Here is a 20,906-nt window from a genome sequence, read left to right on the forward strand (position 1 = left end):
AAATTTGTCAATTATTCAGTAGGCACTAAGATAAATTATCAAATACGTATTTAAAGATTTTTGGGTCAAAACTAAATATCGTATTTTCAAAAAATGGATCCACAAAGATTGCATGTGCCAATAAATGATCACTGCTTTGTCGCATGAAAAAAGCTCTTTTCTATTTTAATAAAAGCGCATGATAAACATTCCAGAACTGATAAACCATTAAGGAAACAAGAGTCGAGAAAACGATTTGGGTGTTGGTTCGTCCAAACTTTGATAAATCATTGATAAAACTGTCCAATGATTCGGTAGAAGGAAACCCCATTTTGATTAACATCGAATAAGGACCTATGATACAGTCACATTCGAGTACACTGGAGATTGCTTTTATGAACGTGTAAAAACCTGATTTTTGATTTGATTTAATCAACAGGTGGATAAACGCTTTGGTTAGTAATCAAGCTTGTTCGTAGTCAATTGCCGCTTGATAATACAGTAACTGACCAGTTTCTTCTAGACGTTTTATTCTCTGGGAAACAGCAGCTGCAGTGATGAATAAAACTTCACCTAATTTTTAATTGATAAATGACCAATCTGTTGCAACAAATTCAACAACTCCTTTCTAGTCCATCCTAATACTTTCCTCATTTCTGATTTTGTACTAATTATCTTTTTTTCAAAGTGAAAAGGAATAATTTTGAGTATTTACAAAGCACTGAATGAAAAGACTCGTGCACTTTTGACATATGTGATATTTCAACACATATGAAACGAAAAGGTGGATTTTATCATAATGTGGATTGAATCAGTTATAATTGGCAGTCTGCCTATATACTAGGAGGCTTATTACGGCATTCATAGCTATCTAGCAAGGTGACACGAGTGCCCACTTAAATGCTAAGCTATAGGAGAGTAAAAGAAGAAAGGAAATAATTATGAAAACTTTATTTTTAGTATCCTCATTATAATGCTGGATTCGCTGATTGATTCGTTTCCTAATAATGCTATCTTTGGTTTGTGCAGGTGGGTAATCGATAAATTAATTTGGTATTAGCATTGTTCCACCACTCATAGAAATATAAGTTTTTACAGTTTATTTTTGATAAGGCCAATCATGCTATTTTTTCGATTCATTTGATGATTTATCTTATGTAATACTTAAATGAATTAACCAACCATTTTCAGCAGCAAGTTGTCTCCGAGGCGGACGACATTTTGGGATATTTCAATTTCTTTTTGTTTCTATTCACCTCACTTTTTTGTTTTTGGAGGTCATTTTCGTATAGCTAAGCGTTCGTCGGCGTGCTTTAGGTTCACAACGTATGGTAGGACAAAACAAGGGATTGCTGTAGGAAAAAGTTTTTTATGAAATAGGCAAAAAAGTTTTTCCGCCCCTTGTTTTGTCCTGCCATTCGTTGTAAAAGCACCGTCGCCGATGATCGCTTAGATTAGGTATACGAAAGTGACCAACGAAAAAAGTATGGGAATAAAAATAAATCACAGTGAAATCTTCCGAAAGGTCAAGATAGTTTTAATAAAAAACCTATTTTTTTTGATAATGTGATGATATAAAATAGATCAAATAGTTAAATGAGGTATTTATATGAAGAAAAAAGTCATTCCTTATTGTCCAAAACCTAGAAATGCTTTTGAAAGGGGTTTATTTAAATATTTTGAAGGCAAAAAAGGACAAGACCATAAAGAGGAGAATCAAAAAAAGAAGTCTAAGAAAAGAAGTGAGTATGTTTTTTAGAAAGAATAAAACTGGAACGTAAAGATTTACAAGTAATCAGTAACCCGTACCTTTTATATTTAAAGAGGTTGTTTTTCTATAAATCGTTGTAAAGAATGACTAAGTTTTATTACTTTTTTCACAAATATTCATATTATAATGTTTCTTTTTAATAAAAAGCTTGTTTTTAAGCTAATTATTATATGTGTGTTATTGAACTAACTCTTGACAGACAATCAAAAAGAATTTATAGTTGTTACCGTAGTAGCTACTAAAAATAAAGTGAGGATTAATCAATGGAAACGATTATTCAAATCATGAAAAAATATGATTTTTCAGAGATGGAGACAAGAGTGTATACCACACTATTAGAAAAAGGTAATCTTACAGGATATGAAGTAAGTAAAATCTCAGGTGTGCCACGCTCGAAAGTATATAATATTTTGGAAAAACTATTAAAAAAGAATTTGATTGTCGTTAATAAATCAGAACCTAAACTTTATCATGCCATCTCGGCAAATGAGTTTTTAGAGAAATTAGAAAAAAGTGTTAAAAATGATCTTTCTTTTCTTACCAAGAATCTAGGGATGATCAAAGAAAAAGATGAAGAAGAAATGCTGTGGAAAGTTGATGGTATCGAGTATGTTCTGGATAAAGTAGAGCATTTGGTGAAAAACGCAAAAGAAAGTTTGCTCATTCAAGTTTGGCATGAGAATTTCACGGATTCACTACTAAAGGCATTGCAGCAAGCTGAAAAAAGAGTTGATAAGTTTGTACTGATTTTATTCAGTTCTACCCATGAATATGATCTTCCCTTAGAAAAGTATTATATTCATGGTTTTGAAACAGACAAACTTGCTGACTTTGGAGCAAGATGGATCAACATCGTCGCCGATGAGCAAGAAGTCGTGTTTGGTACCATTAACGAAGAACTGCAATCAACCGATGTCACTTGGACAAAAAACCACGCCATGGTCAATCTAGCAAAAGAATATGTCAAACATGATGCATATACACTAAAAGTGATTGCAGAATCTCCTGAAGAACTTAAAGCAAAATATGGTGAGGACTTTGAGGGGATCAGAAAGATTTACTAGTAGGAGGAATTTTTTATGATTCGGAATATTTTGCTGACACTAATTGTCGCAATCAATCTATATTTTATTATTTACTTTCTAAGAGACCTTTTCAAAAACAAACAAAATTTCAAAGAAGAACCAGGGGATATGCGTCTGTTGCCCTTCACGTCATTTATCATCTTCTTTCTTTCAACATTTGGCGTTTCCGACTTTGCTATCGGAACCGTCCTTTATCCAAAGTTGAAATGGGTCAGCATGAAAAAACTACCCGGAACGTTGAATACCCAATGTGTAGTACCGGTAGCCGTCATGGCATTGTCTTACATCACTGCCATCAACGTAGGGATCAAGACACTAGCTGTTTGTATTATCTGCCAAATTATCGGTGCATATTTAGGACCAAGATTTGTCGTGAAGTTACCAGAGAAAACGATCAAACTGTTTGTCGGCATAGGATTGGTCATTGCTGCATTGTTGATTTTTGCAGGACAAATGAACTGGATTCCATCAAACGGAACAGCCAGTGAATTGTATGGCGGAAAATTAATCTTGGCAGGATTTTTACTCTTTGTCTATGGCGCATTGAACAATATCGGCATTGGTTCTTATGCATTAACGATGGTAACTGTCTACTTGCTAGGCTTGAATCCAGTTGCAGCCTTTCCTATTATGATGGGGGCTTGTACCTTCTCAGTACCGATCGGCAGTGTTCAATTCATTAAATTTAATGAATACAGCAGAAAAATCACACTTTTTACTTCAACCTTCGGTGTATTGGGGGTATTGGTCGCTGTATTCCTAGTCAAATCTTTAGATACCTATATCCTGAAATGGATCGTGATTTTGGTCTTACTATACAGTGCATATACGATGTTGGGCAGTCAATTAAAAAAAGTTACAGCAGCTAATTAAGGAGCGATTCAAATGTTATTTCTTAAAAAAGAAGATATTATCAAAAGTTTTTCAATGAGAGAAGCCATCGATGCGGACAAAAAAGCACTGTCATTGTATTCAACAGGAAAGGCAAGTGTGCCTCTTCGCACCAATATCGATGTGCCAAAAAGCAACGGACAAAGCTTATATATGCCTGCTTACGTAGAAGGTGGCGAAGGCGCGCTAGGTGTCAAAATCGTTTCCGTGTATCCTGAAAACATCAAGAAAAACTTACCAAGTGTACCAGCAACGATGATCGTATTGGATCCAGAAACGGGTATGGTATCCGCTTGTTTGGATGGTACTTATTTGACACAATTAAGAACAGGCGCTGTTCAAGGAGCAGCAACAGAACTTCTTGCAAGAGAAGATGCTAAAATTGGCGCGCTGATTGGAACCGGCGGACAAGCACAGTCACAATTAGAAGCAATGTTGACCGTTCGTAAATTAGAAGAAGTTCGGATTTTTGATATTGATTTTGAGCGTGCCAGCCAATTTGCTGAAAAAATGATGCAACAATTTTCTGTAACGATGCGCCCAACAAAAACCAGTCAAGAATGCGTTGAAGGAGCAGACATCATTACAAGTGTGACCACTTCAAAACGTGCGACATTCTCTGCTGAGTGGGTCAAAAAAGGTGCGCACATCAATGGAGTCGGTGCTTACACACCGGAAATGTGTGAAATTCCACGAGAAATAATCAAAGCCGCAGATGTTGTTATTTTTGATACCATGGACGGTGTTCTAAAAGAAGCTGGGGACTTCATTTCACCGCTGCAAGATGGGTATATTCAAAGAGACAGCTATCATGGGGAACTAGGCCAACTGATCAATGAAGAATTGATCGGTCGGACAAGTGGAGAACAAATCACGATCTTCAAAACAGTTGGTTCGGCTGTATTAGATGTGGTAGTTGCGACAGAAATCGTTAAGAAAGCTAAAGAAAATAATTTGGGAAAATTGATTTTCTAATTAAAAAGGCTGAAATTAAAACCTTTATTATTGCGTTTAAAAAAAGAAAACAAAGAAGTTTGTAATCAAATGGAAACTGACCCCATAATTTAAATAAAATAAAAAACATCTCTTGTTGAATTCTAGTAATGAAGCGACCCTAAGTTAAAAAATAAGTTGGACGGGTTATACTAAAATTGACACCAAATTAAGAGAAAGCGAAGATCTAGATTATGCCAAGACGTTCATTTGATGAAATATTTAAAATTACCGCTGTAAAACTGGTAACGGAAGAAGGGTTTTCTGTTAAAGAAGTTAGTCTATAGCTAGAAGCTCGCTCTAATAGCGTGTATTGATGAGTTCAAGAAATTGAAAAATATGGATAACGTACTTTTCTCGGTAGAGGAAGTCATGAAATCCATTCGCAGAAATGAAATTACACGCTTAGAAAAAGAGAATAAGCGGTTAAAAGAATAGGTAGAACTCCTAAAAATTACCGAAGTCTTCCTGAAAGAAAAGGCTCTTCGTCAAATCGTGTTGGCGAAGACAAATTTGAATAAAACTTAGTCCGANGTGCGCCGCATATTTTTTGACATTAAAGGAAGTATAACATTTTAAGCGGTCAAAGGATTGATACATCAATCTTTTGACCGCTTTTCATCTGGTCTTTTTCCTATTAAACTGGAGATATGAAACCCAATATTTTACACGCCATTTTCTTTGATGAATATCAAAACTGGGAGAAATTCAATCAAAGGTACACGAGAAGGACTCGATCCGTTGTGAAAAGAGAAGTGAAGAAGTTTCGCGATTGTGGTGACCTTAAAAAAGGTTATCGTCTATTTGTCTGTGAAGGATGCCATGATGTAAAGAAAGTGGCTTTTCGTTGTAAAGGGAAATTTTGTCCAACTTGTGCAACTGGGGAAAGTCAACGGTGGGCAGAGGTTGCGGCGAATGATCTGTTTACAGTGACGCATCGACACGTCATCTTCACGATCGATGAAGGTTTACGTGAGATTTTTCTGAAGGAGAAGTATCGTAAGGAGCTTTTAAAAGGATTAATGGATGAAGCTGCACGGATACTATTAGATTTTTTTAGAAAGCACCATATACAAGCTGGGATTGTGGCAACACTCCACACCTTCGGTTCTCAGCTAGAATACAATCCGCATGTTCATTTAGTCGTCACCATGGGTGGACTGACGAAGGATGGAAAATGGAAGGACTATGACTATTTTCCGTTCGCAATGTTGAGGAAATATTGGCAGAATGCGGTCCTAAAGCTCATTCGAAGAACCTTATCCCAATGGGATAAGGCACGAGTCCAGCCGCTTTTACAAGCGGCGTACACGAAAAATGCAGAGGGTTTTTACGTGCATGCACCCAAAAGGAGCCGAACTTCTCTCAAAAAGATATTAGAATATATCAGTCGTTATATGAAACGTGGTCCCATTGCTTTAAATCGTATCCTTTTGTACGATGGGAAAATAGTGATGTTTCAGTATCATGATAAACGAACTAACACGGATAAGATAAAGACGATGTCGGCAGAGGAATTTATTGGTGCACTGATTCGTCATATTCCAGAGAACCAGTTCAAAACAATTCGTAGATACGGCATTTATAGTCGGCGGATCAAGACAATCATGAAAAAAGTATTAAGTAATTACCAGAAAGAGATTCAACGAATGCTTGTGAATGTGAAGAAAGCACTTAAACCAAAATCATGGTGTGAACGAATAGCCGAAGAATTCGGAGTAAATCCATTGGAATGTACTAGATGTGGCGAATATTATGAATTTAGTGGAGTTAGTGTGTCTAAAAATGGACGACTTGTAGTGAAATATGCGAAGAATAAAGAATCGGAACGATTCATGCGAGAGGAGAATAAAAAAATTGGGGAAGAAGCATCGAAACGTAAGTATGAAAAAGAAGCAGCTTTTAAAAAACTTCGATTCCAATGGAGTGGTTCATTACATTTGTCTTGAATGTGGGATAAAGGAAAAAATTCCAAAAGAAGTAGTTCAATTTTTGGATGCAGGAGATGTTGCATTTGATCCTGAGAACGCTCCGCAATTTGATTGCGAAAAATGTGGTGGAGAGATGTATCCAGAATACTATAAGAACGTACTTGGATACGAATTTAGAATCAGTGATCGACAATAAAATGATTTATCTAAACAAAAAGTCCTCAGGAGCGGTTTTCTTAATTTTGTGATAAAATAAACACAATAGGAAAAAAGGAGCGGCAAAATGGCGGGTACGATTAAAGAAATAGCTGAAAAAGCTGGGGTGTCTAGGGGAACAGTGGATCGGGCATTGAACGATCGAGGACGGATCAATCCTGAGGTTGCGGAAAGAATCAAAGCGATTGCTAAGGAAATGAATTATGTTCCAAAGAAAAAGAAGGCCGTAAAAGAGACGACTCTTAAACTAGGGATTGTCACACAATTGGCGAAATCTTCTTTTATGATTCCAATCCGATCTGGTCTGGAATCCATTATCGGGGATCTGAAAAAGCGTAACATCGATTGCTTTTTAGAAGAGGTAGACGGTGTTGATGAAGCGGCACAGCTGCAGGCATTGGATCGGCTGGTGGAGCTTGGAGTAAAGGGCATCGCGATCATGCCGGTAGATAGTGATGGTATCAGAGAAAAAATCAATCAATTGACAGAGCAGGGCATCATCATCATCACCTTTAACTCGGATATTCTTGGTACGAATCGACAGTGTTTTGTTGGGATGGATAATTTCAAAAGTGGCAAAACGGCTGCGGGATTACTATGTATGCTGACGAAAGGGAAGGGCAAAGTTCTAGCGATTACCGGTTACTTTGGAAATAGCGTTAACAGCTTACGGGTCGCCGGATTTGTTGAAGAGCTGAAGGAGTCCTTCCCTGAATTAGAGCTGACGGGTGTTCAGAGCAGCTTTGATTCAAGTGCTGAGGTGGAAAAGATTTTAAGCAATACCTTAGAGAATTATTCAAACTTAGATGGCGTAGTCGTCTTTTCTGGCGGACAAGCGGGAATTGCACGAGCGCTGGAAAAAATCGATAAAAGCAAGCGGCGGCCTTATGTGATCATTTATGATTTGACTAAGAACAATATCGAGATGCTGAGAAACGATCAGGTTGATTTTTTAATCGATCAAGATGGATTTACTCAGGGCTATCGCTCTTTGCTAATGTTAGCGAATCAGCTGCAAAATAATAAAACGGTTACAAAGGATGCGCTATTTACTGATATAATTATTAAAACAAAATACAATATTTAATAGAAGCGTGAATCATGCTGTAAGGCGATTCACGCCTTTTTTTTCGTTATTTTTAATTAACACGCAAATATGCGTGTTAAAATAAATATTGCACGCTTGGTTTCAGCGTGCTATACTTGCCTCAGAAATAGAAGAACGAATGAAGAGGTGGGTATATGAGTTATATAAGTTTTGATCAATCAAAAGAATTTGACTTGCTGCTTTTAGGAAGAGTCACTATTGATTTTAATCCTGCTTATAACGATCAAGTCAAAGAAGAATTTAAACCATTGAAAAATGTCCATATGTTTGAAAAATTTGTAGGGGGTTCTCCTGCCAATATTTCTGTAGGTGTTACAAAGCATGGACTGAAAGCAGGTTTTATCGGAACTGTCTCGGATGATCAGTTTGGCGAATATGTGATTGACTATTTTAACGAGCAAGGCATCGATACGTCTCAGATCAGCAAAGCGCAGCATGGCGAAAAGCTGGGGCTGACCTTTACTGAAATGCTCTCATCAAAGGAAAGTAATATTTTGATGTATCGAAATCAAGCGGCGGATCTGCAGCTTAGTGTTGACGATATTGATGAAGACTACTTGAAACGATCAAAAGCATTATTGATCTCAGGGACTGCACTAGCAGAGAGCCCATCCAGAGAAGCCGTGATCAAGGCAGTGATGTTAGCGAAAAAGAATAATGTCAAAATTATTTTTGATATTGATTATCGCGCCTACAACTGGAAAAACAACGACGATATTTCTATTTACTATTCGATGATCGCTAAGGAATCAGACATTATCATGGGTTCGAGAGAAGAATTCGACCTAACTGAGAAGCTGATCCAGCCTAACATGTCAGATAATGAAAGCGCTACTTTTTGGCGTAGCTGCGGTGCAGAAATCGTTGTGATCAAGCATGGGATGAAAGGATCGACTGCGTATACGGCTAATCAGCAGCAGTTTTCAATTAAACCATTTCCAGTAGAAGCACGCAAAGGTTTTGGCGGCGGTGATGGATATGCTGCGGGCTTTTTATACGGTTTATTTGAAGGCTGGGAGATCATTGATTGTTTAGAGTTTGGCTCAGCGGAAGCGTCAATGATGGTCAAAAGCAATAACTGTTCAGATTCTTTACCGAATACTCAGGAGGTAAAAGATTTTATTACATTGGAGAAAGAAATATACGGCGAAATGATCGCTCGGATTTAAGGTGAAAAAAATGGAGAAGACGGTTCGTTTAACAACAGCACAAGCATTATTAAAATTTTTGAATCAACAATACATCAGCGTTGACGGCAAGGAAACACCTTATGTGGAAGGCTTCTTTCATGTTTATGGCCACGGGAATGTTTTAGGAATCGGTCAGGCATTAGAGCAAGAGCCCGGACACTTAAAAAGCTATAGTGGAAAAAATGAACAGGGGATGGCCCACGCGGCAACGGCCTTTGCCAGACAGAATTTACGCAAGAAAATTTTTGCCGTATCAACATCTGCCGGACCTGGGGCTGCCAATCTATTAACGGCAGCTGGTACTGCATTTGCAAATAATATCCCCGTACTTTTCTTACCAGCGGATACGTTTGCTACACGTCAGCCTGATCCGGTTCTGCAACAGCTAGAGCATGCGGCTAGCGTAGCCTTTTCGACAAATGATGCATTTCAAGCTGTTTCCCGCTACTGGGATCGCATCAATCGACCAGAGCAGTTGATGTCTGCATTATTGCGAGCTTTTGAAGTCATGACCAATCCGGCAACGATGGGTCCGGCAACGATTTGTCTGCCGCAGGATGTAGAGGCAGAGGCCTATGACTATCCGGAAGAATTTTTCAAAAAAAGAGTTCATTATTTTGATCGCAGGATTCCGACAGCCCGTGAGCTTGATGCAGCAAGTCAACAAATTAAAGACAGTAAACGGCCGGTCATCATTGTTGGAGGCGGCTGCAAATATTCGGAGGCTGGTGAGATTCTTGAGCAAATCTCAAGAGATTGTCAGATTCCATTAGTTGAAACGCACGCCGGTAAATCGACTGTTTCGTGGAATTTTAAGAACAATCTCGGCGGAATGGGGATTCTGGGAACGTCGGCAGCTAATAAAGCTGTGCAGCAGGCTGATCTGATCATTGGGATCGGCACACGCTACACTGATTTTACATCAGCTTCTAAAAGTATTTTTAATTTTGAACAAGCGAAAATGATGAATATTAACGTAAGCAGACAACAAGCTGCTAAGCTGGAAGCTTTTCAAGTTGTTGGTGATGCGAAAGCGACCTTGGAGCAGCTTGCCCCAATGATCGAAGGCTACCAAACTACTTATGGCGAGAAGATCAATGAACTGAAGGAAGAATGGCTCAGTGAGCGAAATCGGTTAAAATACACACATTTTACTCGCGAAGCGTTTACGCCAGAAATCAAAGATCATTTTTCTCAAGAAATCTTGAATGAATATGCCGATGCGTTGGCTACGAATTTGACGCAAACTGAGGTCTTCATTCATTTAAATGATTTTGTTGATGAGGATGCGATCGTGATTGGTTCGGCTGGGTCATTGCCGGGCGATATGCAGCGACTATGGAATCCTATGAAGGAGAATACCTATCATTTGGAATACGGTTATTCTTGTATGGGCTATGAAATCGCTGGTGCGATGGGCGTACGAATGGCTCAACCAGAACAAGAGGTCTATGCCTTAGTAGGTGATGGCAGTTTCTTGATGCTGCATAGCGAGCTGGTTTCTAGTTTGCAATATGATAAAAAAATCAACATTGTTCTTTTCGATAATTCTGGTTTCGGCTGTATCAATAATTTACAGATGGATAATGGCGGAGCTAGCCAAGGAACCGAATTCAGAAACACCGAGGATGAGATCATGAACATCGATTACGCTAAAATTGCTGAAGGCTATGGTGCAAAAGCGTATCGGGTAAGCTCGATTGAAGAATTACAAGCAGCGGTTGAGGATGCGAAGAAGCAAACACGCTCGACACTGATTGAGGTGAAGGTACTTCCTAAGACTATGACAGACGGCTACGACGGCAGCTGGTGGAATGTCGGTATCGCGGAAGTATCGGAGAAAGCAGCCGTGCAGGAGGCTTACAAAGCCAAGCAAGCAAAACTTGCCGCTATCAGAAAATATTAAACAGTTGTTTCTGTGCTCAAAAAAAAGGAGTGGATTGATTGGAAAATAAATTGAAGCATCAACCAATAATCAAAGAACTGGCACCTGGAGTAAAGCAAATTCAAAATATTCGACAGGCTAATTCTGATCTGAGTTACATTGAATTTCAAATTTTGGAATTGGAAAAGGGTGCTTCTTACAAGGAAACCGGTAGTCAACAGGAGGTCTGCATCGTCGTTTTGACTGGAAAAATTAAGGTTAAGGCAGCAGACACATGGTATGAAGATTTAGGGACACGAGAATCTGTTTTTGAAAAGATTCCAACCGATAGTATTTATCTTCCAGCGGAGCATTCGTTCGAACTTGTGGCAACTACAGGCAATGTCCGATTGGCGCTTTGCTATTCACCAGCGAAAAAAGCTTTGCCGATAAGTGTGATTCGCGCGGAGGATAATACCGTCGAAGAACGTGGACTCTATCAGAATAAACGACTTGTTCACAACATTTTACCGGATAATGTCGATACTGCCAGCAGCCTGCTGGTCGTCGAAGTTTATACCGAGGGCGGTAATTTTTCCAGCTATCCTCCTCATAAGCACGATCAAGAGAATCTGCCACATGAGTCTTTTTTAGAGGAAACTTATTACCATGAGCTTGATCCAGAGCAGGGATTTGTTTTCCAGCGGGTCTACACGGAAGATCGTTCACTAGATGAAACGATGACGGTAGAGCATCAAAATGTCGTCGAAGTTCCTAAGGGCTATCATCCAGTTGGGGTACCTGACGGGTATACTTCCTACTATTTAAATGTGATGGCGGGACCTGAGCGAATTTGGAAATTCCACAATGAAAAGAAACACGAATGGATCTTGCAGCGCAAGTAGTTATTAAGCTGTTAGATACATAAAGTTTAGTTAGGTTTAGTTAGGTTTTTAGGAGGAAAATAAATGACAAGATTTTTAAGAAATTATATTGATGGTCGTTGGGTCGCTAGTCGCTCAACAGAGTTTGAAGAAGTAATGAATCCGGCTACAGAAGAAGCGCTGGCGAATGTACCGTTGTCTAGCAAAGCAGAGACAGCCGAAGCAGTTAAAGCTGCCGATGCTGCGTTTCAAACTTGGAAAAAAGTTCCTGTTCCTGTTCGCGGACGTTATCTGTTCAAGCTGCATCAGCTTTTAACAGATCATAAAAGTGAATTGGCGCGTTTGATCACGCTGGAAAATGGGAAATCATTGTCCGAGTCACTGGGAGAAGTTCAACGAGGAATCGAAAATGTGGAGCACGCAGCGGGAATCACCAATTTAATGATGGGAGATTCTTTATCAACAGCGGCGACTGATATTGAGATCACGAATTATCGTTACCCAATCGGAGTAATCGGAGGGATCACACCGTTTAATTTTCCAATGATGGTGCCCTTCTGGATCTTCCCGATGGCTCTGGCGGCAGGAAATACGGTGGTGCTGAAGCCTTCAGAAAAAACACCATTGTTGATGGAGAAAATTGTTGAGCTGGTTGAAAAAGCAGGCTTTCCTAGCGGTGTTTTTAATGTTGTCTATGGTGCCCACGATGTTGTCAACACATTGCTGCAAGATCCACTGGTAAAAGGCATCAGCTTTGTAGGATCAAAAAATGTCGGTGAATACGTTTACCGTGAAGGAACAAAAAATCTAAAACGGGTACAAGCGTTGACTGGAGCGAAAAATCATGTTGTTGTGCTGAAAGATGCCAATATTGATCGGGCAGTCAAGGACCTTATTGGCGGAGCTTTTGGTTCTGCTGGTGAACGCTGCATGGCAGCCTCCGTCATTGTTTTGGAAGAGGAAATCGCGGATCAGTTTGTTGAAAAATTTAAGGCTGCGGCAAAAGCGATCAAGATCGGCAATGGCTTGGACGAAGGGGTCTTTTTAGGACCAGTGATTCGAAAAGATGCACAGCAGCGGACCTTTGACTATATCCAAAAAGGGGTCGATGAAGGAGCGAAACTGGTACTAGATGGTCGCGAAAACATTCCAGAAAAAGGCTATTTTGTTGGACCAACGATTTTTGATAATGTCACGATGGATATGAAGATCTGGCAGGATGAGATTTTTGCCCCGGTCGCATCAATCGTGCGGGTAAAAGATTTGATGGCAGCCGTTGAGCTGACGAATGAATCTGAATTTGCGAATGGTTCGTGTCTGTATACCAACAACGCATCAGCGATTCGCTACTTCAGAGAAAATGTTGATGCTGGGATGCTGGGGGTCAATCTTGGGGTGCCTGCACCGATGGCTTGGTTTGCCTTTTCAGGCTGGAAGCACTCTTTCTTTGGTGATTTGCATGCCAATGGCAAAGACAGTGTTGAGTTTTATACCCATCGGAAAGTTGTTACAGCACGTTATGCGCAAAGTGAGATTTAAAGATTTGCTTCGAAGCTCTGTTAAAGAGCTTCGAGGATTTTGTTATAGGCTATAAGCCAGAGAGAGGTTTTTTCTGTGAATATTCAACTGAAAATGCCTGCCAATTTAAGAATTGGCGGCGGAACAATCCAATTTCTTATGGAAGAATCAGAACAACTAGGCAACAAGCCGTTAATCATTAGTGATACGGTTATGGAACAGACCGGGCATCTTCAAAAGATCAAGGAGCTGTTGGGAAAAACAGATGATCAATTAGCGGAGTATACAGACATTCAAGCCGAACCGACGCAAGAAAATGTTTATGATGCGCTGAAGCTTTTTCAGAAGCATCAATGTGATCATATCATTGCTTTTGGTGGCGGCAGCTGTCTGGATACAGCCAAGGTGGTAGCCGTTTTGGCTGCTAATCAATTAAGTCTCGAAGCGATTCATGCAAGAAATTTTGATCAGCTGCAAGCGGGCATTCCGCTGATTGCAGTGTCAACAACTGCTGGAACTGGTTCGGAAGTAACCGATGTGGCAGTTATTACCAATACAAAAACAGCAGTCAAAATGATGATGAAGGATCTCGTTTTCATGCCACAGATCTCAATCGTTGACTCTGATTTTACGAAAACTGTACCACCAAAAGTAACCGCGGCAACGGGAGTCGATGCGCTATGTCACGCTTTGGAATCTTATGTTTCAGTCAAAGCCAATGAAGTAACGCAACTATTTTCACTGGAAGCGATGAAGAAAATTTTGAACACGCTTTCTCAGGCATATGAAAATAGCGACGACACTGAAGCCAGAGAACAAATGAGCTTAGCTTCAACGGAGGCGGGGATTGCCTTTTCGAATGCGTCAGTCACATTGATTCATGGAATGAGTCGACCGGTGGGGGCACTTTTTCACATTCCTCATGGGATATCAAATGCGATGTTATTGCCGGTCTTTTTGGAATTCTCAAAGGATGCTATTCAGACTGAGTTAGCGACGATCGCCAGATTTATTTATCCGGCAGCCGAAGATTTATCGCTGGAAGAGGCTGCGGATTATCTGATTAAAAAAATCCAAGAGCTCTGTGAGCAGCTGTCGATCCCAACGATTCGAGATTATGGTATTGATCAGCAAGCGTTTATGGCAGCCTTAGACAAAATGGCCGCGGATGCGTTGACCAGCGGAAGTCCGCAAAATAATAAAAAGGTGCCTAGTCATAGTCAAATTAAGGAATTATACGTACAAGCTTATGGGTAGTAAAAGGCGGAGCAAAGAGAGGGCTCTACCTTTTAAGAATAAAAGCTACACAGGAATAATTTTGTAAGCGCATACTATGTGTGCTTAAACAACAGAACAGGGGGATAAGTAATTGAGAGTAAAAGTAGGCGTTATCGGAACAGGTGCAATCGGCATCGAGCATATCGACAGGATCAATCAGAAAACACAAGGGGCTTATGTGACAGCAGTCTCAGATATCAATGTAAAAGCTGCTAAAGAGGTTGCCAAACGTGTCGATGCTAAATTCTTTGAAACCGGAGAAGCATTGATCGCTTCTGAAGATGTGGATGTCGTTGTTGTGACTTCTTGGGACCCGACCCATGAGCAGTATGTGTTAGAAGCAATCAAGCATGGGAAATATGTTTTCTGCGAAAAGCCATTAGCGATGGATGCAGCAGGCTGCCGCCGGATCGTTGATGCGGAAGTTGCTTATGGGAAGAAATTGGTTCAGGTTGGCTTCATGCGCCGCTATGACCGCGGCTACATTGAACTGAAAGAAGCAATCGAATCGAAGCAATACGGAGAAGCATTAATGATGCATTGTGCCCATAGAAATCCTAGCGCAGATGAAAACTACACAACACCGATGGCGATCAGCAACACCGCGATTCATGAGATTGATGTGCTTCGCTGGTTGCTAAATGAAGATTATGAATCTGTTCAAATGATCTTGCCGAAAAAAACCAGCAACTCCCATGCCGATTTGCATGATCCGCAGCTGCTGATCTTTCAAACAAAATCCGGTGTAACGATTGATTTGGAAATCTTTGTGAATTGCCGCTTTGGCTACGATATTAAATGTGATGTGGTTTTCGAAACGGCAGAAGTAGGAATGACGGACCCAGCCTATACACGAATTAAATCGGAAGAAAAAAATTACACACCTGTTTCACCAGATTGGCAGACCCGCTTTTTGGATGCCTATGATTATGAATTCAAGCTGTGGATCGATTCGATCAAAAATGATGCGGTTGTCGGTCCTACCGCTTGGGATGGGTATGTAGCAGCGATCACCATGATGGCTTGTCATGAGTCTCGTGAAACAAAAACAAAAGTAATGATTCAAATGGATGAACGACCAGCACTATACAATGAGTAATTCTCAGAAAACGGAGGTATTTCATGAACAACATTAGAGTAGGCATCGTCGGTTTAGGAAGATTAGGAAAAGTACATGCACAAAATTTAGCAACAGGTGTCAGTTGTTGTGAGCTTACGGCTGCGTGCAGTTTAGTTGAAACAGAATTAGCATTCGCACAGAAGAAATTAGGCGTCAAGCATACTTTTTCCAGCTATGAAGAAATGGTCAAAAGTTCCGTGATCGATGCAGTCTTTATTGTTTCACCATCAGGCTTTCACTGTGACCAAGTCCGCTTGGCGATGGAAAATGGCAAGCATGTCTTTACTGAAAAACCATTAGGCCTTGAAGTTGAAGATATTAAAAAGACCCAAAAAGTCATCGAAGAGCATCCTGAACAGGTCTTCATGTTAGGCTTCATGCGCCGCTATGATGAGTCGTATCAGTATGCGAAGAAAATGGTAGAAGATGGCGAAATCGGCGAAATCACACTGATTCGTTGTTATGGGATCGATCCGAGCGAAGGCTTGGAAAGCTTTGTCAAATTTGCCATGAATAACGACAGCGGCGGCTTGTTCTTAGATATGGCGATCCATGATATTGATTTGGTTCGCTGGTTTACCGGCCAAGAAGTCGATCAAGTGTGGGCGATTGGGAAAAATGCGGCGTATCCAGAATTGGATCAGGCTGGTGAGCTTGAAACTGGAGCCGCAATGATGAGCCTGAGCGATAAAACAATAGCTTTACTAGTTGCCGGCAGAAACGCAGCCCATGGCTATCATGTCGAAACAGAGATCATGGGAACCAAAGGAATGCTGCGGGTAGCGCAAGCGCCTGAGAAAAATCTTGTGACGATCATGAACGATCAAGGGATCATCCGTCCATGTTCACAAAACTTCCCAGAACGATTCAGAGAAGCCTTCATTCGTGAAGCCCAAGAATTTGTCTCATGTATTCAAGAAAAACGTCAACCAGCGGTTAATGCAGAAGATGGATTGCAATCAACTAAGATCGCGTTGGCTTGTCAAGAATCATTCGATACGAAGAGTTTAGTACAACTAAAAAAATAAGCAGGAGTGTGAGAATATGACCAAACAAATTCAATTAGCCATCGCACCAATCGCGTGGACCAATGATGATATGCCCGAGCTTGGTAGTGAAAATACCTTTGAACAATGTATCAGTGAAATGGCCCTTGCTGGGTTCACCGGAACAGAGATTGGCAACAAATATCCAAAAGATCCAGAGGTGTTGGAACAATATTTGAATATTCGCGGCTTAAAGGTTGCCAGTGCATGGTTCAGTGCGTTTCTGACAACTAAACCTTTTGAAGAAACTGCCGAAGCCTTCAAAGCACATCGGGATTTCTTACATGCGATGGGCGCTAAAGTCATCGTAGTAGCTGAGCAGGGTCATAGTATCCAAGGGATTATGACAGCGCCAGTCTTTGATGATAAACCAGTTTTCACTGATGAAGAGTGGAAAAAACTGGCGGAAGGATTAGAAAAATTAGGGGATTTGGCCCACGAAAAGGATATGGAGATCGTTTACCATCATCACATGGGTACCGGCGTTCAAACGACGGAAGAAATCGATCGTTTAATGGAAATGACTGATCCAGACAAAGTTAAATTATTGTTCGATACGGGACATTTGGTCTTTTCTGGTGAAAATCCAATCGCGGTTTACAACCGTCATCAAGATCGTATCAAACACATCCATTTCAAAGATATTCGTCAAGAAACGGCTGAAGAAGTAGAAAAGGAAAAAGACAGCTTCTTAAACGGCGTGAAGAAAGGCGTCTTCACGGTTCCTGGTGATGGGATGATTGATTTCACTCCAATCTGGACAGCAATCCATGCCAGCGACTATGAAGGCTGGATCGTAGTTGAAGCAGAACAGGACCCGGCTAAAGCCAATCCATTTGAATATGCAGTCAAAGCCAGAAGCTACATTCGAGAGGTCACCGGTCTTTAATCTATTGAAAAGGAGCTAGACGATGAATCTTTTTTCTATAATCAGTTTCCTAGTGATTGTCATCTGTGTATGGTTATTTGCCTATTCTAGATCCAGAAGTGTCGATACTTCTGGATCAGAAGGGTTCTTCATGGGAGGGCGGAGCTTAACTGCTTTGCCAATCGCTGGCACGATCATCATGACGAACCTGTCCACCGAACAAATAGTCGGACAAAATGGTCAAAGTTATCATGCAGGGATGGAAGTAATGGCCTGGGAAGTAACTGCTACGATTGCGATCGTAGCTTTGGCTGTGATATTCTTGCCAAAATATTTTAAATACGGCATCAATACAATCTCAGATTTCATCGAGATTCGTTATGATACGGTTACCAAACGAATTATTTCGATCTTATTTATTGTGACCTATATGACTTCTTTCTTACCCGTGGTTCTTTATTCTGGATCGCTGGTGTTCAATAAGATCTTCCATATTGATGAGCTGCTGGGCGTCCAGCCGATCGTCGCGATCATAATTGTAGCGATGGCAATTGGTATTGTCGGCATCCTCTATCTGCTGATCGGCGGCTTGTCGTTAAGTGCCAATAGTGACTCCATTTATGGAGTCGGTCTGCTGGCTTGTGGTCTGCTGGTCCCAATTTTAGGCTTAATGAAGCTTGGTGACGGCAGCTTTGTTGGCGGGATCGAACACGTTGTGGTAAACACGCCATGGCTGCTTAACTCTGTGGGATCGATCGACTCGGCTGTTGTTCCATGGCCGACACTATTTACAGGGATGCTGTTTAACAATCTGTATTTCTGGTGTACCAATCAAATGATCGTCCAAAAAGCATTGTCCGGCAAGAATTTAGCTGAGGCACAAAAGGGCGCTTTCCTAGTCGGCGTCTTCAAAATCTTAGGTGCGTTATTCCTTGTCTTTCCAGGGATCGTCGCTCGCAATATTTTTGGCGATAGTTTAATGTCAAATCCAGATAACGCGTATCCTTTTTTAGTCAGTGAAGTATTGCCTAAAATGATCTTTGGTATTTTCGCCGCTGTTATCTTTGGCGCGATCTTATCATCATTTGCGGGAGCTTTGAACGCGACATCGACCTTGTTTTCACTGGATTTTTATAAACCGCTTATCAATAAGAAAGCAAATGATAAGCAAATCGCTCGTGCTGGTAAAACAGTAACGGTCGTTGTGGGGATTATCTCCATTATCGTAGCGCCATTCATTTCTTTTGCACCGGCTGGATTGTATCAGTTCGTTCAAGAATTCAATGGACTATACAACATGCCGCTGCTCGTGATCATTCTCTTTGCCTTTTATTCAAAAAAAGCAACTGCTTTTGGGGCAAAAACGACGATTGCCGTGCATATCGTCTTGTATGCACTATCAAAAATGCTTTTCCAAAATATCCATTTCCTTTATGTTTTGACGGCATTATTCGTTCTGGACATTATCATTTTGATGGTGGTTTCCAAATTGAAACCTGATGGAGAATTTGTGTTGAACTCATTCGATACAAAGGTCGATATCGAGCCTTGGAAATACACCAAGGTGACTGCTATAGCATTGGTAGTCATTGTTATTTTAACTTATGTGGCATTTTCACCAATTGGCTTTGCAGGCTAAAAACAGGAGGGTATTATGCATAAGGATCTATTGATTATTTGCGAGACCGGAATCAGTGCGTCGCTGCTCGTATCAAAAATGCTTGAAACGATCAGAGCCAAAAATCTATCGTATGAGATAGATTATGCAACGATCCGAAACGTTGAAGAAAAACTGAATTATAAAGACTATGACGTTTTACTTTTAACGCCGCAGGTCGCACGTTCTGAGGAAAAAGTAAAAGAAATCATCAAAAAGGAAAAATGTACCGCTCAGATCGTTTATATCAAACAAGAAGATTTTCGTTATATGAATATTGAAAACATCATTGCAAGCATCGAAGAAGATTAACGAGAATCTTTGATTATTGAGTGTCGAGGAGGTGGTATATGAAAAGATGGCATGTTCGCCCCGATCACCCCAATATGAAGGGCGGACTTATTAGAAATACCCAATCTTGTATTTATTCAATAGGGTAAGCGGACCTCAATAGCCAGCTCATCCCCAAAAAGTCGAATGGAGACACTTAAATGAGTGTACCTATTCGACTTTTTGAGACTCTAAGTCAAATCGTGTTGTTCTCATTAAATCACTGAAAGGAAATGCTTCGGCGTTTCCTTTTTTCTTTTTGTTTTTCTTCGTGTTTTGAAAATTACTTACTATTTACTATACGAGTAGTTTCAAATAATTTTGACATCCTAATCTTCAACAACAGAAAAAAATCTAAATTATAAAATTTAGGGTTGACTAAAATATAATTTTTGTATACCATATGATCGTGATAATCATTATCATTTAGAAGGAGAAAGTTATGTTAGAAGTGAAAAAGCTTAATGTTTGTTATAACGATTTTTTAGCATTGAACGAGATTTCTTTAAAAATACAAGAAGGTGCTTTAACAGGTATTATTGGTCCAAATGGTGCTGGAAAATCTACATTGCTTAAAGCAATGTTAAATATTATCCCTCATCAGGGAGAGGTCTCCATTAATAATGAAGATATCAATAAAAAACTGGTGAAGATTGCATATGTAGAGCAAAAAGCTGATATTGATTTTACTTTTCCAATAAAAGTAAAAGAATGTGTATCTATGGGAACATATGCCGGAATGAAAGTTTTTCAAAGAATTAAAAATGCAGAATGGCAAAGAGTTTCAAAGGCTTTGGAAAAGGTCGATATGGGAAAATATTCTAATCATCAAATAGGAGAATTATCTGGAGGACAATTTCAACGTGTACTTTTAGCAAGATGTCTTGCTCAAAATGCGGATTTCATATTTTTAGATGAACCATTTGTAGGGATAGACTTAGTTAGTGAACGAATAATTATGGATACGTTAAAAGAATTGAAACATCAGGGAAAAACAGTGCTAATTGTGCATCATGATTTAAGCAAGGTAAAGAAGTATTTTGATAATATTATTCTTTTGAATCGAAATCTAATTGCTCACGGAAGTGTAGAATCTGTATTTAATGAAGAGAATTTAAAAAAAGCCTATGGAGATACTATATTTATTGGAGAGACTAACTATATAGAGTCAAGTAAA

The 20,906-nt window shown here is 40.0% G+C and carries 19 protein-coding genes and 1 pseudogene; 19 read left to right on the forward strand and 1 reads right to left on the reverse strand.

From position 1 onward, the window contains the following. Window positions 1–160 precede the first annotated feature (160 nt). Complete coding sequence (locus RV13_RS21185; protein ID WP_192926193.1) at window positions 161–415, reverse strand: Lrp/AsnC ligand binding domain-containing protein; 255 nt, start codon at window positions 413–415, stop codon at window positions 161–163. Window positions 416–1,588: 1,173 nt separating this feature from the next. Between RV13_RS21185 and RV13_RS21080 the strand changes: the two genes are divergently transcribed. From RV13_RS21080 to RV13_RS18420, 19 genes and pseudogenes are all read left to right on the forward strand, one after another. Beyond that, window positions 1,589–1,738, forward strand: a complete 150-nt coding sequence (locus tag RV13_RS21080) for a hypothetical protein (RefSeq protein WP_002302365.1) — start codon at window positions 1,589–1,591, stop codon at window positions 1,736–1,738. Between the two features lie 275 nt (window positions 1,739–2,013). Beyond that, window positions 2,014–2,814, forward strand: a complete 801-nt coding sequence (locus RV13_RS18340; RefSeq protein ID WP_002302367.1) for a TrmB family transcriptional regulator — start codon at window positions 2,014–2,016, stop codon at window positions 2,812–2,814. Window positions 2,815–2,829: 15 nt separating this feature from the next. Continuing rightward, the gene (locus RV13_RS18345) at window positions 2,830–3,708 is read left to right on the forward strand and encodes a sulfite exporter TauE/SafE family protein (RefSeq protein ID WP_002302368.1); all 879 of its coding nucleotides are present in this window, start codon (window positions 2,830–2,832) and stop codon (window positions 3,706–3,708) included. A 12-nt stretch (window positions 3,709–3,720) separates the two neighbouring features. Further along, complete coding sequence (locus RV13_RS18350) at window positions 3,721–4,701, forward strand: ornithine cyclodeaminase family protein (RefSeq protein WP_002302370.1); 981 nt, start codon at window positions 3,721–3,723, stop codon at window positions 4,699–4,701. A 212-nt stretch (window positions 4,702–4,913) separates the two neighbouring features. Next, window positions 4,914–5,000 (forward strand): annotated as a pseudogene (locus tag RV13_RS21695) (transposase); the annotation flags it as partial. 369 nt (window positions 5,001–5,369) lie between these two features. Continuing rightward, on the forward strand, window positions 5,370–6,668 hold the full coding sequence (locus tag RV13_RS18355; RefSeq protein WP_071875985.1) for an IS91 family transposase: 1,299 nt from the start codon (window positions 5,370–5,372) through the stop codon (window positions 6,666–6,668). A 43-nt stretch (window positions 6,669–6,711) separates the two neighbouring features. Then, window positions 6,712–6,846 carry a hypothetical protein gene (locus tag RV13_RS21565; RefSeq protein WP_002302374.1) on the forward strand — a complete coding sequence of 45 codons (135 nt, stop codon included), beginning with the start codon at window positions 6,712–6,714 and terminating at the stop codon, window positions 6,844–6,846. A gap of 87 nt (window positions 6,847–6,933) precedes the next feature. After that, a complete protein-coding gene (locus tag RV13_RS18365; RefSeq protein WP_002302376.1) occupies window positions 6,934–7,953 on the forward strand; it encodes a LacI family DNA-binding transcriptional regulator in 1,020 nt (339 codons plus the stop codon). Window positions 7,954–8,108: 155 nt separating this feature from the next. Beyond that, the gene (gene iolC / locus RV13_RS18370; RefSeq protein WP_002302377.1) at window positions 8,109–9,143 is read left to right on the forward strand and encodes a 5-dehydro-2-deoxygluconokinase; all 1,035 of its coding nucleotides are present in this window, start codon (window positions 8,109–8,111) and stop codon (window positions 9,141–9,143) included. Window positions 9,144–9,153: 10 nt separating this feature from the next. After that, window positions 9,154–11,070, forward strand: coding sequence for a 3D-(3,5/4)-trihydroxycyclohexane-1,2-dione acylhydrolase (decyclizing) (iolD, locus tag RV13_RS18375; protein ID WP_002302378.1), 1,917 nt, complete (start codon window positions 9,154–9,156; stop codon window positions 11,068–11,070). Window positions 11,071–11,108: 38 nt separating this feature from the next. Next, window positions 11,109–11,933, forward strand: a complete 825-nt coding sequence (gene iolB, locus RV13_RS18380; protein ID WP_002302380.1) for a 5-deoxy-glucuronate isomerase — start codon at window positions 11,109–11,111, stop codon at window positions 11,931–11,933. A 63-nt stretch (window positions 11,934–11,996) separates the two neighbouring features. Continuing rightward, window positions 11,997–13,451: a CoA-acylating methylmalonate-semialdehyde dehydrogenase gene (locus RV13_RS18385; RefSeq protein WP_002302381.1), complete on the forward strand. Its 1,455-nt coding sequence runs from the start codon at window positions 11,997–11,999 to the stop codon at window positions 13,449–13,451. A gap of 75 nt (window positions 13,452–13,526) precedes the next feature. Next, window positions 13,527–14,687: an iron-containing alcohol dehydrogenase gene (locus tag RV13_RS18390; RefSeq protein WP_082718876.1), complete on the forward strand. Its 1,161-nt coding sequence runs from the start codon at window positions 13,527–13,529 to the stop codon at window positions 14,685–14,687. 112 nt (window positions 14,688–14,799) lie between these two features. After that, window positions 14,800–15,807: a Gfo/Idh/MocA family protein gene (locus RV13_RS18395; RefSeq protein ID WP_002302384.1), complete on the forward strand. Its 1,008-nt coding sequence runs from the start codon at window positions 14,800–14,802 to the stop codon at window positions 15,805–15,807. A 23-nt stretch (window positions 15,808–15,830) separates the two neighbouring features. Continuing rightward, entirely contained in the window at window positions 15,831–16,856 is a 1,026-nt protein-coding gene (gene iolG, locus RV13_RS18400) for an inositol 2-dehydrogenase (protein WP_002302385.1), read from the forward strand. Window positions 16,857–16,872: 16 nt separating this feature from the next. Further along, window positions 16,873–17,763: a myo-inosose-2 dehydratase gene (gene iolE, locus RV13_RS18405; protein WP_002302386.1), complete on the forward strand. Its 891-nt coding sequence runs from the start codon at window positions 16,873–16,875 to the stop codon at window positions 17,761–17,763. 22 nt (window positions 17,764–17,785) lie between these two features. After that, complete coding sequence (locus RV13_RS18410) at window positions 17,786–19,381, forward strand: solute:sodium symporter family transporter (RefSeq protein ID WP_002302387.1); 1,596 nt, start codon at window positions 17,786–17,788, stop codon at window positions 19,379–19,381. A gap of 15 nt (window positions 19,382–19,396) precedes the next feature. Further along, complete coding sequence (locus RV13_RS18415; RefSeq protein WP_002302388.1) at window positions 19,397–19,711, forward strand: PTS sugar transporter subunit IIB; 315 nt, start codon at window positions 19,397–19,399, stop codon at window positions 19,709–19,711. A gap of 460 nt (window positions 19,712–20,171) precedes the next feature. Next, a partial coding sequence (locus RV13_RS18420; RefSeq protein ID WP_049056166.1) for a metal ABC transporter ATP-binding protein occupies window positions 20,172–20,906 on the forward strand: 735 nt, incomplete at its 3' end.

The organism is Enterococcus raffinosus (assembly GCF_001886185.1).
GTDB classification, from domain to species: Bacteria; Bacillota; Bacilli; order Lactobacillales; family Enterococcaceae; genus Enterococcus_A; species Enterococcus_A raffinosus.

Coding starts and splice junctions, on each gene's coding strand:
- RV13_RS21080 (WP_002302365.1), top strand. CDS start 1,589: ATGAAGAAAAAAGTCATTCCTTATTGTCCAAAACCTAGAAATGCTTTT.
- RV13_RS18340 (WP_002302367.1), top strand. CDS start 2,014: ATGGAAACGATTATTCAAATCATGAAAAAATATGATTTTTCAGAGATG.
- RV13_RS18345 (WP_002302368.1), top strand. CDS start 2,830: ATGATTCGGAATATTTTGCTGACACTAATTGTCGCAATCAATCTATAT.
- RV13_RS18350 (WP_002302370.1), top strand. CDS start 3,721: ATGTTATTTCTTAAAAAAGAAGATATTATCAAAAGTTTTTCAATGAGA.
- RV13_RS18355 (WP_071875985.1), top strand. CDS start 5,370: ATGAAACCCAATATTTTACACGCCATTTTCTTTGATGAATATCAAAAC.
- RV13_RS18365 (WP_002302376.1), top strand. CDS start 6,934: ATGGCGGGTACGATTAAAGAAATAGCTGAAAAAGCTGGGGTGTCTAGG.
- iolC (WP_002302377.1), top strand. CDS start 8,109: ATGAGTTATATAAGTTTTGATCAATCAAAAGAATTTGACTTGCTGCTT.
- iolD (WP_002302378.1), top strand. CDS start 9,154: ATGGAGAAGACGGTTCGTTTAACAACAGCACAAGCATTATTAAAATTT.
- RV13_RS18385 (WP_002302381.1), top strand. CDS start 11,997: ATGACAAGATTTTTAAGAAATTATATTGATGGTCGTTGGGTCGCTAGT.
- iolG (WP_002302385.1), top strand. CDS start 15,831: ATGAACAACATTAGAGTAGGCATCGTCGGTTTAGGAAGATTAGGAAAA.
- iolE (WP_002302386.1), top strand. CDS start 16,873: ATGACCAAACAAATTCAATTAGCCATCGCACCAATCGCGTGGACCAAT.
- RV13_RS18410 (WP_002302387.1), top strand. CDS start 17,786: ATGAATCTTTTTTCTATAATCAGTTTCCTAGTGATTGTCATCTGTGTA.
- RV13_RS18415 (WP_002302388.1), top strand. CDS start 19,397: ATGCATAAGGATCTATTGATTATTTGCGAGACCGGAATCAGTGCGTCG.